This is a genomic window from Puia sp. (genome assembly GCF_036500295.1).
In the GTDB taxonomy this organism is placed as follows: domain Bacteria; phylum Bacteroidota; class Bacteroidia; order Chitinophagales; family Chitinophagaceae; genus Puia.
In genome coordinates, this window is record NZ_DASYCH010000062.1 from 265954 (window position 1) to 283260 (window position 17307).

Consider the following 17307-nt stretch of genomic DNA (forward strand, 5'->3'; position numbering starts at 1 on the left):
CGGCCGAAGGCCAGACATTAGCATATATACCATGAAAAAAGCAATCGTTACAGCAAAGGTCCACGAATACCTCCTCAACAGGCTGGCTGAAAAAGGATATACCGTTCAATATGCTCCGCAGATCACCTATGATGAATTGCTGGGATCCCTTGATGGGTTGGAGGGGTTGATCGTGACGACCCGGCTGAAGATCGACCGGAATATCATCGATCGGGCTCCGGGGCTCCGATGGATCGGCCGGCTTGGCAGCGGGATGGAGTTGATCGATACCGAATATGCGGAGCAGAAGGGAATTCGTTGCGTAAGCAGTCCCGAGGGCAACCGCAATGCCGTCGGGGAGCAGACGCTGGGCATGCTGCTGGGGCTGATGAACAAGCTATTTACCAGCAGTGCGGAAGTAAAGGAGGGAAAGTGGGTCCGCGAGGCCAACCGGGGTACGGAACTCAGCGGGAAGACGGTGGGGATTGTCGGCTTCGGCAATGCGGGGGGCGCCTTTGCCCGGGTTCTGGCCGGGTTCGACGTGACCATCCTGGCACACGATAAATACAAGTATGGGTTTGCGCGGGAGAATATCCGGGAGGCTTCCTTCGAGCAGGTGGCCCGGTATGCCGATGTCATCAGCTTTCACGTACCCCTGACGGACGAGACCCACCATCTGGCCGGAGACGCCTTCTTTAACTCGTTGGAAAAGAAACCCTGGTTCATCAATGCCAGCCGGGGGAAGGTCCAGGATACGGCTGCGTTGATCCGCGCGCTCGAAAACGGCAGGATTGCCGGGGCAGCGCTGGATGTGCTTGAAAACGAGAAGCTGGAGACCTACTCGGAGCTGCAGCGACAGCAATTGGACTGGCTGATTGCCCGGCCGGACGTCCTGATCACGCCGCATATTGCCGGGTATACCCACGAAGCTTTTCTTAAAATGGCCCAGGTAACCCTCGAAAAACTGGGGATTTAGGCCTTTTTCCCTATTTTTGTAGTGTAATAATAGTGCAATGCCTTGGATCTCTCCGAGGCGTTGTATTTTTTTTCTCTAATAATAAGGAGGAGTTATGAGTGGATTTACTTATTACACAAAAGATTCGTTGGAACAGTTGAAGGCCGAACTGCAGAAGATGAAAACGGTGGAAAGACAGGCCGCATCCAAGGCAATCGCCGAAGCCCGCGAAAAGGGAGACCTCAGAGAAAACGCCGAATATGATGCCGCAAAGGAAGCGCAGGGATTGCTGGAAGCCAAGATCCAGCGGCTGGAAGGGGAGCTTGTCAATGCCCGGATCATCGACGAGGGGTCTATCGATACGAGCAAGGTGTCGATCCTTACCAAAGTAACCGTCACCAACCTCATCAACAAAAAGCAGATGACCTATCATCTTGTGTCCGAGAAAGAGGCCGACCTCAAGATGGGCAAGATCTCCGTCACCTCGCCCATCGGCAAAGGGTTGCTGGGGAAGCATGTAGGTGATGTGGCCAATGTGCAGGTGCCGGCCGGCAGCCTGCAGTTCAAAATCGAAAACATCACGGTGTGACGCTTTTTTCCAAGATCATAAACGGGGAGATCCCATCCTATAAGATTGCCGAGGACGACCGGTTCTTTGCTTTCCTGGACATCAATCCTCTCCGGGAGGGCCATACTCTTGTCGTGCCCAAGGTAGAAGTCGATAAGTTCTTCGACATGCCGGAAGCCTATCTTGCCAATATGCTTTTGTTTGCTCAGCCGATCGCCCGGGCGATCGAGCAGGCGTTTGACTGCGACCGTTGCGGGCTCTCGGTCGTCGGACTGGAAGTCCCGCATGCCCATCTTCACCTGGTGCCCATCGACAGCAGCGATGACCTCAACTTTACCCGGCGCAAGTTAAAACTGAGCCCGGAGGAATTTAAAGCCGTTCAACAGAAGGTATTGAGCTATTTGTAAGGTAGACGCGGGACGCGGATGCCTGGACATGCCGCGGGGCATGTAGCCGCGGAACCACGCGGCCTAGCGGTTGCGAATTTTGTCGGGATTCTGCTGGACGAAGGCTTCCCAACTGGCGGCTTTCTTCCCTTTTGTACCGCCGGTTTTTTTGGTGGCCGCATTTTCGCCGGCCAGCAGGGTGGCGGTCCGGTATTGAAAGAAATGGCATACCGCCACGGCCAGTGCGTCCGACGCATCGTATGCCGGCAGTTCCACCTCGAGTTTTAGGATCCGCTGCAGCATTTTCCAGACCTGTTCTTTCTCCGAGTTACCGTTGCCGGTGATGGATTGTTTCACCTTTTTGGGCGAGTATTCGGTGACGGGGATGCCGGCGTGCATGGCCGTGGCAATCGCGACCCCCTGGGCCCGGCCCAGCTTCAGCATACTCTGCACATTCTTGCCGAAGAAGGGGGCTTCGATGGCAAAGTCGCCGGGGCCATGGCGACGGATCAGTTCCAGCACTTTGAGGTGGATGAGTTTTAGCCGTTCGTAACTGTCTTGCCGGGTAGGAAGTCGGAGAATCCCCATATCGATCAGCGTGACCTCGTGACCTGCACATTGGATGAGGCCATAGCCCATGACGACCGTTCCGGGGTCGATGCCTAAAATTATTTTGGGGCGCTTTTGCAAGAGGAGGATTATTTTTGATACCGATTGTCGAACAAAAGTATTAAAATACTCGGCCCCCTGGTCTTTTTACTTTTAGCAGGGTTCATCTACCGGCAGGTGATCCATCAGCCGGGGTGGAAAGAGTCCCTTCAGCAGATGGGGGTGGCGATCCGGGGGCCGCAGCAGTGGAAACTCTGGTTGGTGTTGCTGCTGATGCCGGTAAACTGGGGTATCGAAGCCCGTAAATGGCAGCTGGCGCTTCGGCCGATCGGGGGCATTGGCTACGGGGACGCCTTTCGGGCCGTCTTTACCGGCACGACCATGGCCTCCTTCACCCCCAACCGGATGGGGGAATATCTGGGCCGGATACTCTATTTAAAAGAAGGGAAGCGGATCAAATCCATCTCGCTGACCATGGCGTGCAGCATCGCGCAACTGATGGTCACTCTGCTGATCGGATTGGCCGGCATTCTTTATTTGCGGGCAACCGCGCAGACTGCCCTGGCCGGTCTCCCACATGGACAAATGGCGCTAACGGTTCTGCTATGGATCGTTGTCGTTCTTTTGATAATATTAACATTTATTTATTGCCGGCTTACTCTCGTGGCATCGTTACTGCTTAAGATTCCCGGATTACGCAGATATAGCGCCTTTATAAAAGTTTTAGAAAATTTTGATGCAGCGATCTTGTTGAGGATTTTGTTCTTATCTTTTGGCAGGTATATTGTGTTTATCGTTCAATATAGTCTTGTGTTTCCCGTTTTTGGAGTGGCGCTGGGCTTCTGGCAGGTGTGGAGCGGTATGAGTGTGGTGTTCCTGGTGATGGCCGTCGTTCCCACGCTCACTTTCCTTACGGAATTGGGGTTGCGATGGGAGGCGAGTATCCAGGTGCTGGAATTATACAGTTCGAATGTCGTGGGGATCTTTGCGACTTCGTTTGCGATCTGGCTGATCAACCTGATCATACCGGCCCTGATAGGAAGTTTGTTAATTGTAAGTATCAAATTATTCAAAAGCAGATGAGAGTAATTATTGCGGTCTGTATCTTATTGCTAACGTTGACATCACCCTTACTGGCCTGGAATGCCTTTCATCATCGCCATGGAGCTACTGCCGACCGGCGTGGCGACAGCACCGCTCCGCGGCCCGGCCGGGTTCAGCAGTCCGAACAACCTCCGCAACCCGGCAGTGAATTCTGCGCCGGGATGCGCAATCATGCCTTCATGGCCGGGGAATACCTCGAGTACCGGGTAAACTATGGGGTTGCCGGCATCCATCTTACCACGGGGGGCGTTGCCTCCTTTACGACGACCCTGGAAAAATTCCAGGGGAAGGATGTCTATCATCTCGTCGGCGAAGGAAAGACCTCGGCCTTTTACGATAAATTCTTTAAGGTGAGGGACAAGTACGAGTCCTATATCGATACTGCTACGCTTCAGCCCTACAAATTTATCCGGGACGTCAATGAGGGTGGTTACAAGACCTACGAGAATGTCTCCTTTATAAAGGCCGCTCATACGGCTATCACCAATACGGGGGTTTATTCGGTTCCCGATTGTATCCAGGATGTGCTAAGCGCCATCTTCTATGCGCGGAATATCGACTTTTCGTCCCATAAGGTGGATGACAAGATCCCCTTCAATATGTTCCTCGACCGCCGGGTTTATCCTCTCTATGTCCGTTACCTCGGTAAGGAGGTGATCCGCACCAGTTATGGGAAGTTTCGCACGATCAAGTTCCGGCCGTTGCTGGTGAAGGGAACGATGTTCGAAGGCGGCGAGAAGATGACGGTGTGGGTCTCCGACGATCCCAATCATATCGCGGTCCGGATCGAGAGTCCGATCACGGTGGGGAAGGTGTCGGTGGATATGAGCAAGCACCGGGGGTTGCGGTATCCGCTTACTTCGTTGATCGATCTGTAAATGATCGCTATCTTGCAAGGACGAAAACTGAATTCTATGAACGTCCTTGTCAAAACAAGCGCATTGCTGCTTTTTCTCATTCCCGGCTGGCTCACCTACACCGACAGCGCCAACAAATACACTGTCAATTACCCAAAGGAGTGGAAGCAGACGGCCTTCGGCAATGCCATAGCCTTTATGAGCCCGAGGGCTGATGACAAAGACCTGTTCCAGGAGAACGTCAATATCATGGTGCAGGACCTTTCGGCACAGCCCGTGACCCTTGAACAGTATACCGAACTCACGCGTAAGCAGCTCAAAGAGAACATTGGCGAAAACGCCAAAATTTTACAGAGCGCGAAGACCATCGCCGGCCAGAAGGCGGTGCAGTTGATCTACAACATGACCTATCAGGGTCGGCAGCTGAAGATCAAGCAATTTTATTTTATTAAAGACAACAAGGCTTGGCTGCTCACCTACACGGCGCAGCCGGCTACGTTTACCCGGTACGAAAAGCAGGCTACCGCGATCATCAATAGTTTTACTTTTCAAAAATAGGCGATGAATCTGCGTATCCAACTCCAGCAGGGCGATATTACAAAGATGACGACTGATGCCATCGTCAATGCGGCGAATAGTTTGCTGCTGGGCGGTGGCGGCGTCGATGGGGCTATCCATCGCGCCGGGGGCCCGGCCATACTGGATCAATGCCGGGCCATTCGCAACCGCCAGGGCGGTTGCGCCACCGGGGAGGCTGTCATTACCAGTGGTGGAAACCTTCCGGCAAGATATGTCATCCATACCGTCGGACCTGTTTGGCAGGGCGGGGGTAACCGCGAAGAAGCCCTTCTCGCCAACGCCTACCGCAACAGCCTTCAACTTGCGGCGGATCATGGCTTGCATTCTGTCGCCTTCCCGAACATCAGCACCGGCATCTTCGTCTGTTTCGACCGGGAGAACTATGATCTTTATGCTGAACTGCTTTGAAGTCGGAGCGGACAATCGGCGTATCGCAATCGTACAGTCGAAGATGGCGGTAGCCGTGTAAGAGGCTGCAAAACAATAGCATATCAAACTGGCATATCCTTGGCGGCGCCAATGGGGCAGACTTGCGCCAATTGGGCGTGGGTGCGTCAATCCGGCGCATGCGCACCGGTGAGGCACGGTTTCGCCGACAAACCAACAACCCGACGATATGCTTAAAAATTACTTCAAAACCGCGTGGCGGACGATCGTTCGCAGCAAAGGATACAGCGCGCTGAATATTTTTGGACTGGCCATGGGGATGGCCGTTGCGCTGCTTATCGGACTATGGGTTTACAACGAATATTCGTTTGATAAATTTCTGCCGGACTATCAGCGGGCGTACCTGGTGCGCAGGAACTATTACGGCAACGGAGACACGGTCAATTACAACGGCAGCTCGCTGAAACTGGCGGATGCGCTGCGGGACCAGGTTCCAGAAATGCAATACGTGGCAGAAACGGATTACATGCGCTCCCATGGCCTGCTGGTGGGGAACAAGAAATTGTATATGGCCGGCTCCCATGTCGCCGGCGATTTTCTGAAGATATTCCCGTTTCCGCTGGTGAAAGGTAATGCCGCGGCCGTCCTTGCGGATCCCTACTCCATCGTGCTGACGGAAAGCACGGCAAAAGCGCTGTTCGGCCCGGAAGACCCGATGGGTAAGGCCGTTCGCTTCGATAACAAGGACAACCTAAAGGTCACGGGGATCCTGAAAGACCTGCCCGCCAATTCCAGCTTCAAATTCAACTACCTGGTGCCGTTCGCCTATCTTGAAGCGAACGATGAGTTTACGCATTCTGCGCGTCACATGAATTTTGAATGGAACGGCTTCCAGACCTATGTGCAGCTGAAACCGGGGGTTTCCTATGACAAGGTCGCGGCCAAAATAAGGGACATCGAAAAAGTCGACAAGGACAATATCATGTCCGTAGTGACGAATGTCATTCTGCAACCCATGCAAAATTGGCATTTGTACGGCAACTATGAAAATGGAAAAGAGACCGGCGGCTTTGTCGAATATGTCCGGATGTTTGCCATCATCGGCGTGCTCGTATTGCTGATCGCCTGTATCAACTTCGTGAATATCACCACCGCCCGCTCGGAAAAGAGGGCCCGGGAAGTGGGCGTCCGGAAGGCCATCGGCTCGCGGCGGAAAGATCTCGTTATTCAGTTCCTGACAGAATCGCTTTTGCTGACCGCCATCGCTTTCCTGCTTTCGCTGCTGCTGGTTCAACTGGCGCTACCTGCGTTAAACAACCTGACTGGAACGGATATCCGCATCCCCTTTTCCAGCGGCGCGTTCTGGCTGGTCCTGACAGGCGCTGTCCTCGTCACGGCACTGACAGCCGGCAGCCGGCCGGCCTTTTACCTGTCCTCCTTCAATCCCGTACAAGTGCTGAAGGGCACAAAGGCGGCCCGGACCTCGGCCTTGCCGAGGAAGATATTGGTAGTACTGCAGTTCAGCTGTTCCGTTGCGCTGATCATCAGCGCGTTCATCATCTACCAGCAGATCCAATATGCCCGGAACAGACCGGCAGGATACGATCTGAACCGGCTCGTGATGACGAACATGAACAGCGACCTGGCGCATAACTATACGGCCATTAAGAATGAATTGCTGCAAAAAGGTATTGCGGAAAGCGTCACCTGGGCGTCCAGTCCCGCCACCCGCAGCGGCTGGCACCGGGATGTCGATGACTGGCCGGGCAAACGCCCGGGGGAAACGGTAAACATGGGGCGGATCAGCATCTCCGAAGGTTATTTTGCAACCCTGGGCATGACGATGAAAGAAGGCCGCGATTTCAGCGGCAGCGGTGACACACTGAACGTCATTTTCAACGAAGCGGCTGTCCGGCTGCTGCGCCTGAAAAACCCGCTGCATCAGGTGATCACCAACTGGAAAACAAAAATGCAGATCATCGGGATCGTAAAAGACGCGCTGACCGTATCCCCTTATCAGCCTGCCGATCCAACGATGTTCCTGTACGACCCGAACCCACAGGGCACCATGATGTATCGTCTTTCACCCCGGTTGCCGGCTCATGAGGCTGTCGCCCAACTGACCGCCATTTTTTCGAAGTACAATCCCGCCTTCCCCTACGAGTACCAATTTGCGGACGCCAGCTATGCCAGAACGTTCGACACCGAAGTGCTGATCGGCAAATTAGCCGCATTGATCGCCGGAATGGCCATCTTCATTTCCTGTCTGGGTCTGTTTGGACTGGCTGCTTACATGGCCGAACGGCGAACCAAGGAGATCGGCATCCGCAAAGTACTGGGTGCATCGATCGGCCAATTGTGGTTCCAGCTGTCGAAAGAGTTTATTGTACTGGTCCTGATCAGCTGTGTGATCGCCTCGCCCATCGCGCTGTATTTTTTGCGGAGTTGGCTGCAGAAATATCCCTACCGCATCCAGATAGGCGCAGACGTGTTCCTGGCGGCCGGCCTGATCGCCATGGCGATCACGCTGGTTACCATCAGCTTTCAATCCATCCGGGCGGCGGTCATGAATCCGGTAGAGAGTCTGAGAAGTGAATGATGGCCCCAAAAAGGCTGATCTTCAAACCACTGGCAGATATCTGATATAAGTCCTATATTAGCGAAATGGATATCACGGAGTACTCCTACGTGATCGTCGGCAGCGGGCTGCTCGGGTCCGTCACTGCCGAACGAATCGCTAACCAACTGAATCAACCCGTACTGGTCATCGAAAAACGCGACCATATTGGCGGGAACTGCTATTCTGCCACCGACCCGGCCACCGGCATCGAATATCACCGATACGGCACCCATATCTTTCATACCTCCAACGAGAAGGTCTGGAACTATATCCGCCGGTTCACCAGTTTCAACACCTACCGGCACAAAGTCCTCAGCTGCTATAAGGACAGGATCTACCCTTTTCCGATCAATCTGGCCACCATCAATCAATTTTTTGACCGGAATCTGAAACCCCAGGAGGTGGAGCATTTCCTCAATACCCTGCGGCAACCGGTCAAAGGGACTCCTGCCAACTTCGAAGAGCAGGCCATCTCCCTGCTTGGCCCCGAACTGTACGAGGCTTTTTTCAAACACTATACCATCAAGCAATGGCAGGTAGACCCCCGGCAGCTACCCCCGGCTATCTTCAACCGCCTGCCTTTCCGCAACAACTATGACGACAACTATTTCTTCGACCGCTGGCAGGGCATCCCGGAAAAGGGCTATACCGACCTCTTCCAGCGCCTGCTTGCCGATAAGAAGATAAAGGTGCTGTTGAACACAGATTTCTTCGAGGTCCGCCACCTGCTGAAAAAGGACGCCTGTCTTATCTACAGCGGCCCTATCGATCGTTTCTTCGACTATAAATACGGCAAGCTCTCCTGGCGGACCCTCCGGTTCGAACAGGAGACCGTCGACACGGAAGACTACCAGGGGAATTCGGTGATCAACTTCCCCGAGGCGGATATCCCCTATACCCGCATCCACGAGCCCCGGCATCTGCATCCCGAAAAGGAATACCCGAAGGATAAGACCATCATCATTCGCGAATACTCCCTGGCCGATCGCGGCGACGACCCGTATTACCCCATTGCCGCGGCGGAGAACCAACGGCTGCTGGGCCTCTATCAAAAGGAGGCCGCACAGCTGAACAACGTCTTCATCAGCGGCCGGCTCGGCGACTATAAATATTACGACATGCACCAGACGATCGACAGAGCGCTGGAGATCTTCGAAACCCGCATCCTGCCACAAACGCATCCGATCCATGCCGTCTAACCCCCAACTGGCCGTTGTCATCCCGGTATACAACGAAGCGGCGAACCTGCCCGCCCTTCTAAGCGACTGGCAGCCCGTATTCCGGGCTACCGGCGTTCCCTATACGGTGATGCTTATCGATGACGGCTCGAAGGATGACAGCCTGTCCCTGCTGCGATCAATGGCCGCCGGGGACTCCACGCTCGATGTCCATACCCAGGCCAATGCGGGTCATGGGGCGGCCATTCTCAACGGATATCACCATGCGCTGGAGGCCGAATGGGTCTTCCAGATAGATTCCGACCACCAACTCGACACCGCCGCCTTCGGAAGCCTGTGGGCTCAACGCGATGCCTACGATCTTCTTATCGCCCAGCGCAGGGACAAGAATGCATCGAAGGGCCGGCATTGGGTGAGCCGGGTATCGACCTGGATGGTCCGGTTAATTTATGGCAAAGGGGTAGAGGATGTGAACAGCCCTTATCGCCTTATGCGGGCCGGGCTGCTACGCTCTGCCCTGGAGAAGATCCCGGCGCGGAGCTTTGCGCCCAACGTTCTGCTCACTTCCTGGTTTATCCTGCAAAAAACAAGGATATTTACCACGGTGGTCGAGCTGCGGGGTCAGGGCCTGCGGCAGAGCAGGCTCAACCGTTATTTTCTGAGTGGGGCTATCCGATCTTCTATTCAGACTCTTTTATTCCGGATCAGATGACGAGAAAAAACTCATTTGTTCTCTTCTTTCTCCTCGGCATTTCCTTTTTGCTGAGCCTCTGCTATTGCCCGCCGTTTGACGCGATGTTCGACGACCGCGAGGTATTCAGCTATGGGGGCATGGCGATTCTGAAAGGGCTGGTCCCTTATCGCGATTTTTTTGATCACAAGCCGCCCGGCATCTTTTTCATCAATGCCGCCGGTCAACTCCTGGGGGGAGGGCTATGGGGCTTATGGGTGATCAATATGGTCCTCGCGCTTCTGGCTACCGGGGCCCTGTACCGCATCTGCCTGCAAAACCGCCTGCATTTTCCCTGGCTCCTGCCGCTTTTGTTCAACCTGATGGTCCGCGACAACCTGGTCAGTCTGGGCGCCGGCATGACGCGGGAATATACCACCTACTTCTTTGTCCTCTTTTTTTGCATCTTCATGGGGAAGGCCCGGTTTCGCGAGAACCTGCTTGGCCTTTTTACGGGATTGATCTTTTTCACCCAGCAGGAACAGGTTCTCGCGGTACTGCCATTCCTGCTTTATGCCCTGCTGACGGAGCGATCCCGCCCCGTTTATCTTCGCATCGCCCGGATAGGCCTGGGTTTTGGGCTTGTTCTGCTTCCCATCCTTTTTTATTTCGCCTGGAATCATTCCCTTGCATATCTATGGGAAGACGGATTCCGGTTCAATATGGTCTGGTATACGGCACAGCCCAAATCCCTGGGCGACCATTTCCGGACGATCAAACGATGCCTGGATGCCGGTAACTATGAAGTGCCCTTCCTGATCGCCCTCGTATTGGGGGGGACCGCCTTTTTCCTGCGCCATAAAAGAAAGGGCCTGTTGCTGGCTGCCCTGGCGGCTTTTTTTCTGTCGCTTGCACCGGAAATGATGGGCAACCGATTCGAAGGCAGGGCCAATCCGATCGATTCGCTCCCCTATTTCCTTCCACTGGCGGGCAGCGTATGCGCCCTCCTGTTTGTCGTCTTTGCTTTTTCGGATGACGCGATCCTGGGGAGCAGGCCCATTCAACTGCCGTACGCGTTACTGCTCTGTTGCGGCCTGGCCTATACGGCGTTGCAGCATTCCACCCATCTGATCAGACGCAGCGAAGACACCGATATCAATTCCCCCGCACTCAACTATCTGCGTCAGCACCGGCCCGGCAATTACGAGCTTTATGTCTTCAATTACGATGACTACATTTATGCTTACAATGAGTTTCGCATCCTTGCCCCGTCGCGCTGGATATACCATCATATGTGGGACTGGTATGATAAATGGGATACCGACCACGCCCTGCTGACCGGCATCACCAACGATCTGCTGCGACACCATACGACCTATATCATCATGGACACGGTCCGGATGAAACAATTTCTCAACCCTGCCAATGCGGAGTATTGGCAGAGCTTTATGCAAACCTATTACGAGCAGCTGCCGATCTCCGACACCAATAAAAACATCCTGTGGAAACGGAAAGACGCGCTGACCTATTCGAATCGATAAGAACACCATATGAACCGTCACCGGATCACGCTTTTGTTCCTTCTGGCCGCATCGTTACTGCTGAGCCTCTTCTATATCCCCCGATACAATGAGATATCTGGAGATAAGGAGGTTTATCGCTATGCGGGTTTGCTCCTGCACAAAGGAGGAGTTCCCTACCGGGACGTATTTGATCATAAACCGCCGCTCATTTTTTTTGTCAACTATGTGGGTGTTCTGCTGAACGGATGGGCACAGTGGTTTATCGACGCGACGCTTGCGCTGCTGGCGACCTTTCTTTTCTATCGTCTGGGGAGAAAATATCAAATACCCCTTCCCTGGGTTCCGCCCTTGTTATTCAATCTCATGATCAGGGACCATCTCCTTTGTCTCGGGATCGGCATGACCCGCGAATACACGGCGATCTTCGTGATCTTTTTTTTCTGTATTTTTTTGGGGAAGCATCGGTTCCGGTATTTCGCGCTCGGAGCGATAAGCGGCGCTATCTTTTTTATGCAGCAGGACCAGGTGCTGCAACTTCTTCCGTTCTTCCTTTACAGCTTTTTGCCCGGCAGCGATCCTTCGCCTGTCGGGGGGCGTGTGCTACGGACATTCCTGGGTTTTGCGTCGGTTGCGCTGCCGTTGATCCTTTATTTTGCCTGGAATAATGCGTTGTCCTTTTTCTGGAAGGATGCCTTCCTGTTCAACCTCGGCTGGTATACGCAGACTTTGCCGGAGTCCTTCAGGGACCATCTTATAAAGTTGAAGACCCTGATGGACATTGGAAATTATGAAGTGGCGGTCCTGGTAACGGTTACTCTCGGGGTATGTGCTTCCCTGTTCCCGGCTTCCCAGCGGAAGCTGATCATCATCGCGTTGTTGGCCGTGCCCTTGTCCATCGTCACGGAATTCATGGGCGGACGGGATCAGGTGCCGAAAATATACCAGGCGACTTTTACTCACTATGTTCTTCCACTGGCGGCTTCCATCCCCATTTTGTTGTTCTGTGTCTTCGCTTTTACCCGCGAACCGGTATTATCCGGGTATAAGGCGCAGGGAATATTCAGTTTCCTTGTTTTTTTCAGTCTGGCCTATACGGCGCTTCAGCACGGCACTCATTTGAAAAGTAAAGATATCGATGAGGTGGCCGAGTCCCCGGAAATAGCCTATATCCGGCAGCAGCGACCGCCGGACTATCAGTTCTATGTATTCGGCAGTATCAACAGCCTGTATATCGCCAACGAGGTGAATGCCCTGGCGCCTTCGCCCTGGATCTATCAGCATTTCTGGCGGCTGTACCCTGACTGGGATGCCGATCTCAGGCTGCTGCATTCCATCGAAGAGGATGTCAGGCGACATCAGACTACCTTTATACTCGATCTTACCGACGGCGGTGACTGGTTCTCGAACCCCAGGGCCGATGCGGAGTGGCATGGCTTTCTGCGCGACAACTATCAGCCGGTGATGGAGAATCAGCATCTCGGGTCTGTCTTGTGGAAGCGGAAAGAGGCACGCTAGAGATCGGCCAGCCGGAAACCGGCGCCCGGGCGGATACCCTTTTCCGTTGATTCCGGGATACAGCATTCGGTTCGGGAATCGTGTTCGAAGAAGAGGACATAGCCTCCCGCCGCGGCTTCCTCCAGGAAGGCGCGTTTTTCCTGCAGGCTCGTCAGCGGGAACATATCATAAGCCATCACCCAGGCGATAGGAAAATGTCCCGTGGAGGGAAGCAGGTCGGCCATGAACACCAGGGTCTTGTCCCTGTATTGCAGCTGGGGGAGCATCATCGCATCGGTATGGCCGTTGACCAGGCGGCAGGTGAGACCGGGGATGATCACGTCGGTCAATAATTCGGATGTTTCGCGTTGCGCATCGACGAAGCGAAGCTGTCCGCTTGCCTCGATCGGCAGGATATTCTCTTTCAGGAAGGATGCCTTTTCGCGATCGTTTGGTGCTGTAGCCCATTTCCAGTGCCGCGAATGACTCCAATACGTGGCGTTCTTAAAGGCCGGCACCAGCCGGTCGCCTTCGCGGACGATGCTGCCTCCACAATGGTCGAAATGCAGATGGGTGAGCAGTACATCGGTGATATCGCTGCGGTGATAGCCGAGGGCCGCGAGGGAACGATCCAGCGTATCGTCGCCATGCAGGTAATAATGGCTGAAGAATCTCGCGTCCTGTTTGTCACCGATCCCGTTGTCGACCAGGATGAGCTTCCCGCCCTCCTCGATCAGCAGACAACGCATGGCCCAGGTGCAGAGATTGTTCTCATCGGCGGGATTGACCTTGTTCCAGAGTGACTTTGGCACTACGCCGAACATTGCCCCGCCGTCCAGTTTAAAGAAGCCCGTATTGATGGTGTGCAGTTTCATATCGCTGATCTCTGTCGGATACGCGCCGAGTTTAGCCAGACGACCCCCAGGATAAAGAAGAGGATCAGGCAGACGATCGCATTTTTCACGCTGCCGGTAATCTGGATCACGAACCCAAAGGTAAACATCCCGATCACAATGGCGAGTTTTTCGGTCAGGTCGTAATAGCTGAAATAGGAAGCGGTGTCCTTCGTCGCCGGCATCAGCTTGGAATAGGTACTCCGGCTCAGCGACTGGATACCGCCCATCACGAGACCTACGCCCAGCGCCAGCAGGTAAAACGAGTTTTCTATCGGTTGTTGATGCGGTTGGAGATCATGTTTCCAGCGCGAGAGTTCGGCCAGGACACCGGCATCCGCGGCGTCATAGGCAGGCGGCGCCATCTGTCCCTTCCGGGCTTCCAGGTCTTCTTTCTGCTGTTCCAGCTCGGCGATCTTGTCGTGAAAAGGCCTTAGGTGTTCTGCCTGACCCGCCGTCAGGTAGGCAGAGATGCAGATGAGGATCCAAAAAGCGACGACACCCATCAGTACGCGGATGTTGCCGTATTTTCTGGACAGCTGGCTCATCCAGGTGGCGCCTACGATGGCTACCAGCTGGATCAGCACGATCGTTATGATCAGTTTGGTATCATCAAGCTTCAGGACGGTGCTGCCAAAAATAGTTGCCGCCGTCATCACCGTTTGGACACCGATACTATAGAAAAAGAAGCCGCGCAGATAACGTTTGAGGACGGCCAGCTTTTTTACCTCGGCATATACTTTCTTCACCTCGGCGAAGCCCGTTTTAAAGACATTTGTCGCCGCTTTGGCCTGACGCGTCGTTTTTGGCAAAACGGCAAAGGTCAGTTGGGCGAACCCGGCCCACCATAATCCCACCAGCAGGAAGTTCAGCCGCAGGCTTAGAAACGGCTTTTCCGGCATCAGCAGGACGATGGCAAAGCCGATGAGCTGCATGATCACGCTGCCGATATAGCCATAGGAATACCCTTTTGCGCTGACGCTGTCCTGGTCTTCGGGTGCGGCGAGCTCGGGCAGGTAGGCGTTGTAAAAGACCAGGCTGCCCACATACCCCATCGAGGCAAGCATAAAGCAGAATACACCCAGTCCGACATTGCTGCCGTCAAAGAGAAACAGGGCGCTGCAGCCAAGCGCGCCCATATAGCAGAAAAACTGCATAAAGCGCTTCTTGTTGCCCCGGGTATCCGCGATGGAGGTGAGCACGGGATACAGCACCGCGATCACCAGATAGGCGGCCGATACGGAATAACTATACAGGGAAGAATTGTTCACCTTCATGCCAAGGAAGGGGATGCTGTCGCTGCGGAAGTGGTGGGCGGTTGCTTTTGTAAAGTAGATCGGGAAAAAGGTCGTCGTGATCACCAGGTTGTACACCGAATTGGCCCAGTCATACATGGCCCAACCGTTGATCACCCGTTTGGACGCCGTTTGGGTCATAACATGCCCCTCCAAAGTAGGATGAGCATCACCAGCCCGACAATGATGCGGTAGTATCCCCAGGGCTTGAAGCCGTATTTTTTCAGGAACCCGATAAAAAACCGGATGACGATGATGGCGACGAAGAAGCAAACGAGGCTGCTCAGTCCGAGGAGGGAGGCGTTCTCCCGGTTAAGGACATCGGGATGTTCCTTATGGACATCCCAAAAACTTTTCACCGATGCCGCCAGCATGGTCGGTACGGCGAGGAAAAAGGAAAATTCCGCGGCGGCTTTGCGGGTTAGCGTCTGGCTCATGCCACCGAGGATCGTGGCTGCGCTACGGCTGAATCCGGGCAGGACGATGGACAGGATCTGGTAGCAGCCGATGACAAAGGCATTGCGATTCGTTACCTGCTGCTCATCGTCGATGCGGGGAGTCTTAAACCAGTTGTCGGCGAAGAGAAAAAGGATGCCGCCGCCGATCATGACCCCGGCGACGAAATACAGGTTGCCGAGTGCGGTATCGATATGCTTTTTCAGCAGGACGCCGACCACTATTGCGGGGATCAGGGCGATGACCAGCTTGATATAAAAGCTGAACCGGGAGAAATCGAAGAATTTCTTATAGTAGACCACTACGACGGCCAGGATAGCCGCCAGCTGGATCACGATCTCGAACATATCCGAAAAGGGAGTGGAGGCGACCCCGATGATGGGGTTGGTAAACTTCATATGCGCCGTCGACGAAATAGGTAAAAACTCCGTCAGTCCTTCCACTACTGCGAGAATAATGGCCTGTATGATGGTCATGATGTCTTATTGACTTTCCTTCTTGTCTTTGCGGAAAATGGCGAAGATCTCGACGACAAACCCGCCGAGGATCAGGATGGGGGCGAGCGTTATCCGGGTAAAGCTATATATCTCTTTGGGATTGAAGACATTAGGATCTTTGCTCTTACCTCCGCCCATCAGAATGAGACCGAGGGCGATAAGCACCAGGCCGATGAGCATCCAGCGATAGTTCTCCTTCCCAAACAAGGGGGCTTGCTGGCGGGGAGCCTGTGCTGCAGGCCGGGAGGCGGTGGGGGCTGCTTTTTTGGTCGTTGCCATGAAAAATAAATGTTTTGGGCCTGCAATATAGGAAAATCTAGTAGAGGTCGTCCAATTTCATTTTTAAGTATTTCACTACGCTGCGGTGGGTGCTGATAAAGGAGATACAGATGCCGAGCAGGATCATTATGGCGAACATGGCAGAGAGCAGGGCATTGTCCCTGAGCGCTTTTATCTCCGGTAGCCAGGTTTCGGCTGCGAAGATGATGCCGACGATGGCGGCGATGGCGATGACGCCGCTGATCGCGCCGTTTATGATCGCCCGGCGGTCCATGGGGCGGGCGATGAACCAACGGGTGGCGCCTACCATCTGCATGGTCTTGATCAAAAAGCGGTTGCTGAACATCGCCAGCCGGATCGTATTGTCGATAAGGAAGATCACCGCGACGGAGATGGCGAGGGTGATGATCAGCAGGATCACGCTGGCCTTCCGGATCCAGTCGTCTGCCTGGGTCACCAGCTTCTTATTGTATTTCACTTCATCCACGGAGATATTCTGGGCGAAGTCGGCTTTTATCTTGTTGAGGGAGTCTGCATTCGCATACTCGCTGCGGACGTGAAAATCGACTGATGCCGGCAGGGGGTTTTGCTCCAGAACAGAATTGAAGTCATCGTTGCCGGTGCCCACGAACTGCTTGCGCGCCATTTCCTTTGTGATGTACTCATAGCTCTTCACGTAGGGTTGCGCCGCTACAAACTGCACCAGGGCCGCACTATCCTTGGCCGAAAGGTTGGACCGGACATAGATCTGCACTTCCACATTTTCCCGGATATTCTCGCCCAGCCGGTTGGCGTTGATGACGATCCAACCCAATAACCCCAGCAGGAACAGGACCAGGCTGACGCCTACGATTGCCATAAAATAGGAGGGTGTCGAACGTTTCGCAGATCCTTTTCCGAATTGCCCCATGGAGTTCTTAGTTTTAATTGGGTTAGTACACAATGTCCGGCTGATAGCAAAAATAACGGTTTTTCGCG

At 54.0% G+C, this 17307-nt stretch carries 18 protein-coding genes; 12 read left to right on the top strand and 6 right to left on the bottom strand.

Annotated features, from left to right (window positions below; genetic code table 11):
• Positions 1-31 precede the first annotated feature (31 nt).
• The 3 genes from VGM48_RS13350 (at position 32) to VGM48_RS13360 (ending at position 1909) form a co-directional block, all read left to right on the top strand.
• On the top strand, positions 32-955 hold the full coding sequence (locus VGM48_RS13350; protein ID WP_331579881.1) for an NAD(P)-dependent oxidoreductase: 924 nt from the start codon (positions 32-34) through the stop codon (positions 953-955).
• Between the two features lie 94 nt (positions 956-1049).
• Positions 1050-1523 carry a transcription elongation factor GreA gene (greA, locus tag VGM48_RS13355; RefSeq protein ID WP_331579883.1) on the top strand — a complete coding sequence of 158 codons (474 nt, stop codon included), beginning with the start codon at positions 1050-1052 and terminating at the stop codon, positions 1521-1523.
• Positions 1520-1909: an HIT family protein gene (locus VGM48_RS13360; RefSeq protein WP_331579885.1), complete on the top strand. Its 390-nt coding sequence runs from the start codon at positions 1520-1522 to the stop codon at positions 1907-1909. The genes greA and VGM48_RS13360 overlap by 4 nt, the downstream gene beginning before the upstream one ends.
• A 63-nt stretch (positions 1910-1972) precedes the next feature.
• On the opposite strand, the gene ruvC is transcribed toward VGM48_RS13360, so the two are convergent.
• Positions 1973-2578, bottom strand: a complete 606-nt coding sequence (ruvC, locus tag VGM48_RS13365; protein WP_331579887.1) for a crossover junction endodeoxyribonuclease RuvC — start codon at positions 2576-2578, stop codon at positions 1973-1975.
• A gap of 24 nt (positions 2579-2602) precedes the next feature.
• Between ruvC and VGM48_RS13370 the strand changes: the two genes are divergently transcribed.
• The 9 genes from VGM48_RS13370 to VGM48_RS13410 all read left to right on the top strand — a co-directional run bounded on the left by VGM48_RS13370 (position 2603) and on the right by VGM48_RS13410 (position 12930).
• Entirely contained in the window at positions 2603-3580 is a 978-nt protein-coding gene (locus tag VGM48_RS13370) for a lysylphosphatidylglycerol synthase domain-containing protein (protein ID WP_331579889.1), read from the top strand.
• Positions 3577-4479, top strand: a complete 903-nt coding sequence (locus tag VGM48_RS13375) for a DUF3108 domain-containing protein (protein ID WP_331579891.1) — start codon at positions 3577-3579, stop codon at positions 4477-4479. Before VGM48_RS13370 ends, VGM48_RS13375 begins: the two co-directional genes overlap by 4 nt.
• Positions 4480-4515: 36 nt before the next feature.
• Positions 4516-5016 (top strand): PsbP-related protein, encoded by a 501-nt coding sequence (locus tag VGM48_RS13380; protein WP_331579893.1) that lies wholly within the window; start codon positions 4516-4518, stop codon positions 5014-5016.
• Positions 5017-5019: 3 nt separating this feature from the next.
• Positions 5020-5445 carry a macro domain-containing protein gene (locus tag VGM48_RS13385; protein WP_331579895.1) on the top strand — a complete coding sequence of 142 codons (426 nt, stop codon included), beginning with the start codon at positions 5020-5022 and terminating at the stop codon, positions 5443-5445.
• Between the two features lie 208 nt (positions 5446-5653).
• Complete coding sequence (locus VGM48_RS13390) at positions 5654-8023, top strand: ABC transporter permease (protein WP_331579897.1); 2370 nt, start codon at positions 5654-5656, stop codon at positions 8021-8023.
• 65 nt (positions 8024-8088) lie between these two features.
• Positions 8089-9243 (top strand): UDP-galactopyranose mutase, encoded by a 1155-nt coding sequence (gene glf, locus VGM48_RS13395; RefSeq protein ID WP_331579899.1) that lies wholly within the window; start codon positions 8089-8091, stop codon positions 9241-9243.
• Positions 9233-9934 (top strand): glycosyltransferase family 2 protein, encoded by a 702-nt coding sequence (locus VGM48_RS13400; protein WP_331579901.1) that lies wholly within the window; start codon positions 9233-9235, stop codon positions 9932-9934. The genes glf and VGM48_RS13400 overlap by 11 nt, the downstream gene beginning before the upstream one ends.
• A complete protein-coding gene (locus VGM48_RS13405) occupies positions 9931-11433 on the top strand; it encodes a hypothetical protein (RefSeq protein ID WP_331579903.1) in 1503 nt (500 codons plus the stop codon). Before VGM48_RS13400 ends, VGM48_RS13405 begins: the two co-directional genes overlap by 4 nt.
• 9 nt (positions 11434-11442) lie before the next feature.
• Positions 11443-12930 carry a hypothetical protein gene (locus VGM48_RS13410; RefSeq protein WP_331579905.1) on the top strand — a complete coding sequence of 496 codons (1488 nt, stop codon included), beginning with the start codon at positions 11443-11445 and terminating at the stop codon, positions 12928-12930.
• Here VGM48_RS13410 and VGM48_RS13415 read toward each other — a convergent pair.
• From VGM48_RS13415 to VGM48_RS13435, 5 genes are read right to left on the bottom strand one after another with little or no spacing between them, the layout of a single operon-like run.
• A complete protein-coding gene (locus tag VGM48_RS13415; RefSeq protein ID WP_331579906.1) occupies positions 12927-13784 on the bottom strand; it encodes an MBL fold metallo-hydrolase in 858 nt (285 codons plus the stop codon). The genes VGM48_RS13410 and VGM48_RS13415 overlap by 4 nt on opposite strands.
• On the bottom strand, positions 13781-15238 hold the full coding sequence (locus VGM48_RS13420) for an MFS transporter (protein WP_331579908.1): 1458 nt from the start codon (positions 15236-15238) through the stop codon (positions 13781-13783). Before VGM48_RS13420 ends, VGM48_RS13415 begins: the two co-directional genes overlap by 4 nt.
• Positions 15235-16029 (bottom strand): undecaprenyl-diphosphate phosphatase, encoded by a 795-nt coding sequence (locus VGM48_RS13425; protein WP_331579910.1) that lies wholly within the window; start codon positions 16027-16029, stop codon positions 15235-15237. The genes VGM48_RS13420 and VGM48_RS13425 overlap by 4 nt, the downstream gene beginning before the upstream one ends.
• Positions 16030-16035: 6 nt before the next feature.
• Entirely contained in the window at positions 16036-16329 is a 294-nt protein-coding gene (locus VGM48_RS13430; protein WP_331579912.1) for a DUF3098 domain-containing protein, read from the bottom strand.
• A 37-nt stretch (positions 16330-16366) separates the two neighbouring features.
• Complete coding sequence (locus tag VGM48_RS13435) at positions 16367-17188, bottom strand: cell division protein FtsX (RefSeq protein ID WP_331579914.1); 822 nt, start codon at positions 17186-17188, stop codon at positions 16367-16369.
• Positions 17189-17307: the final 119 nt, after the last annotated feature.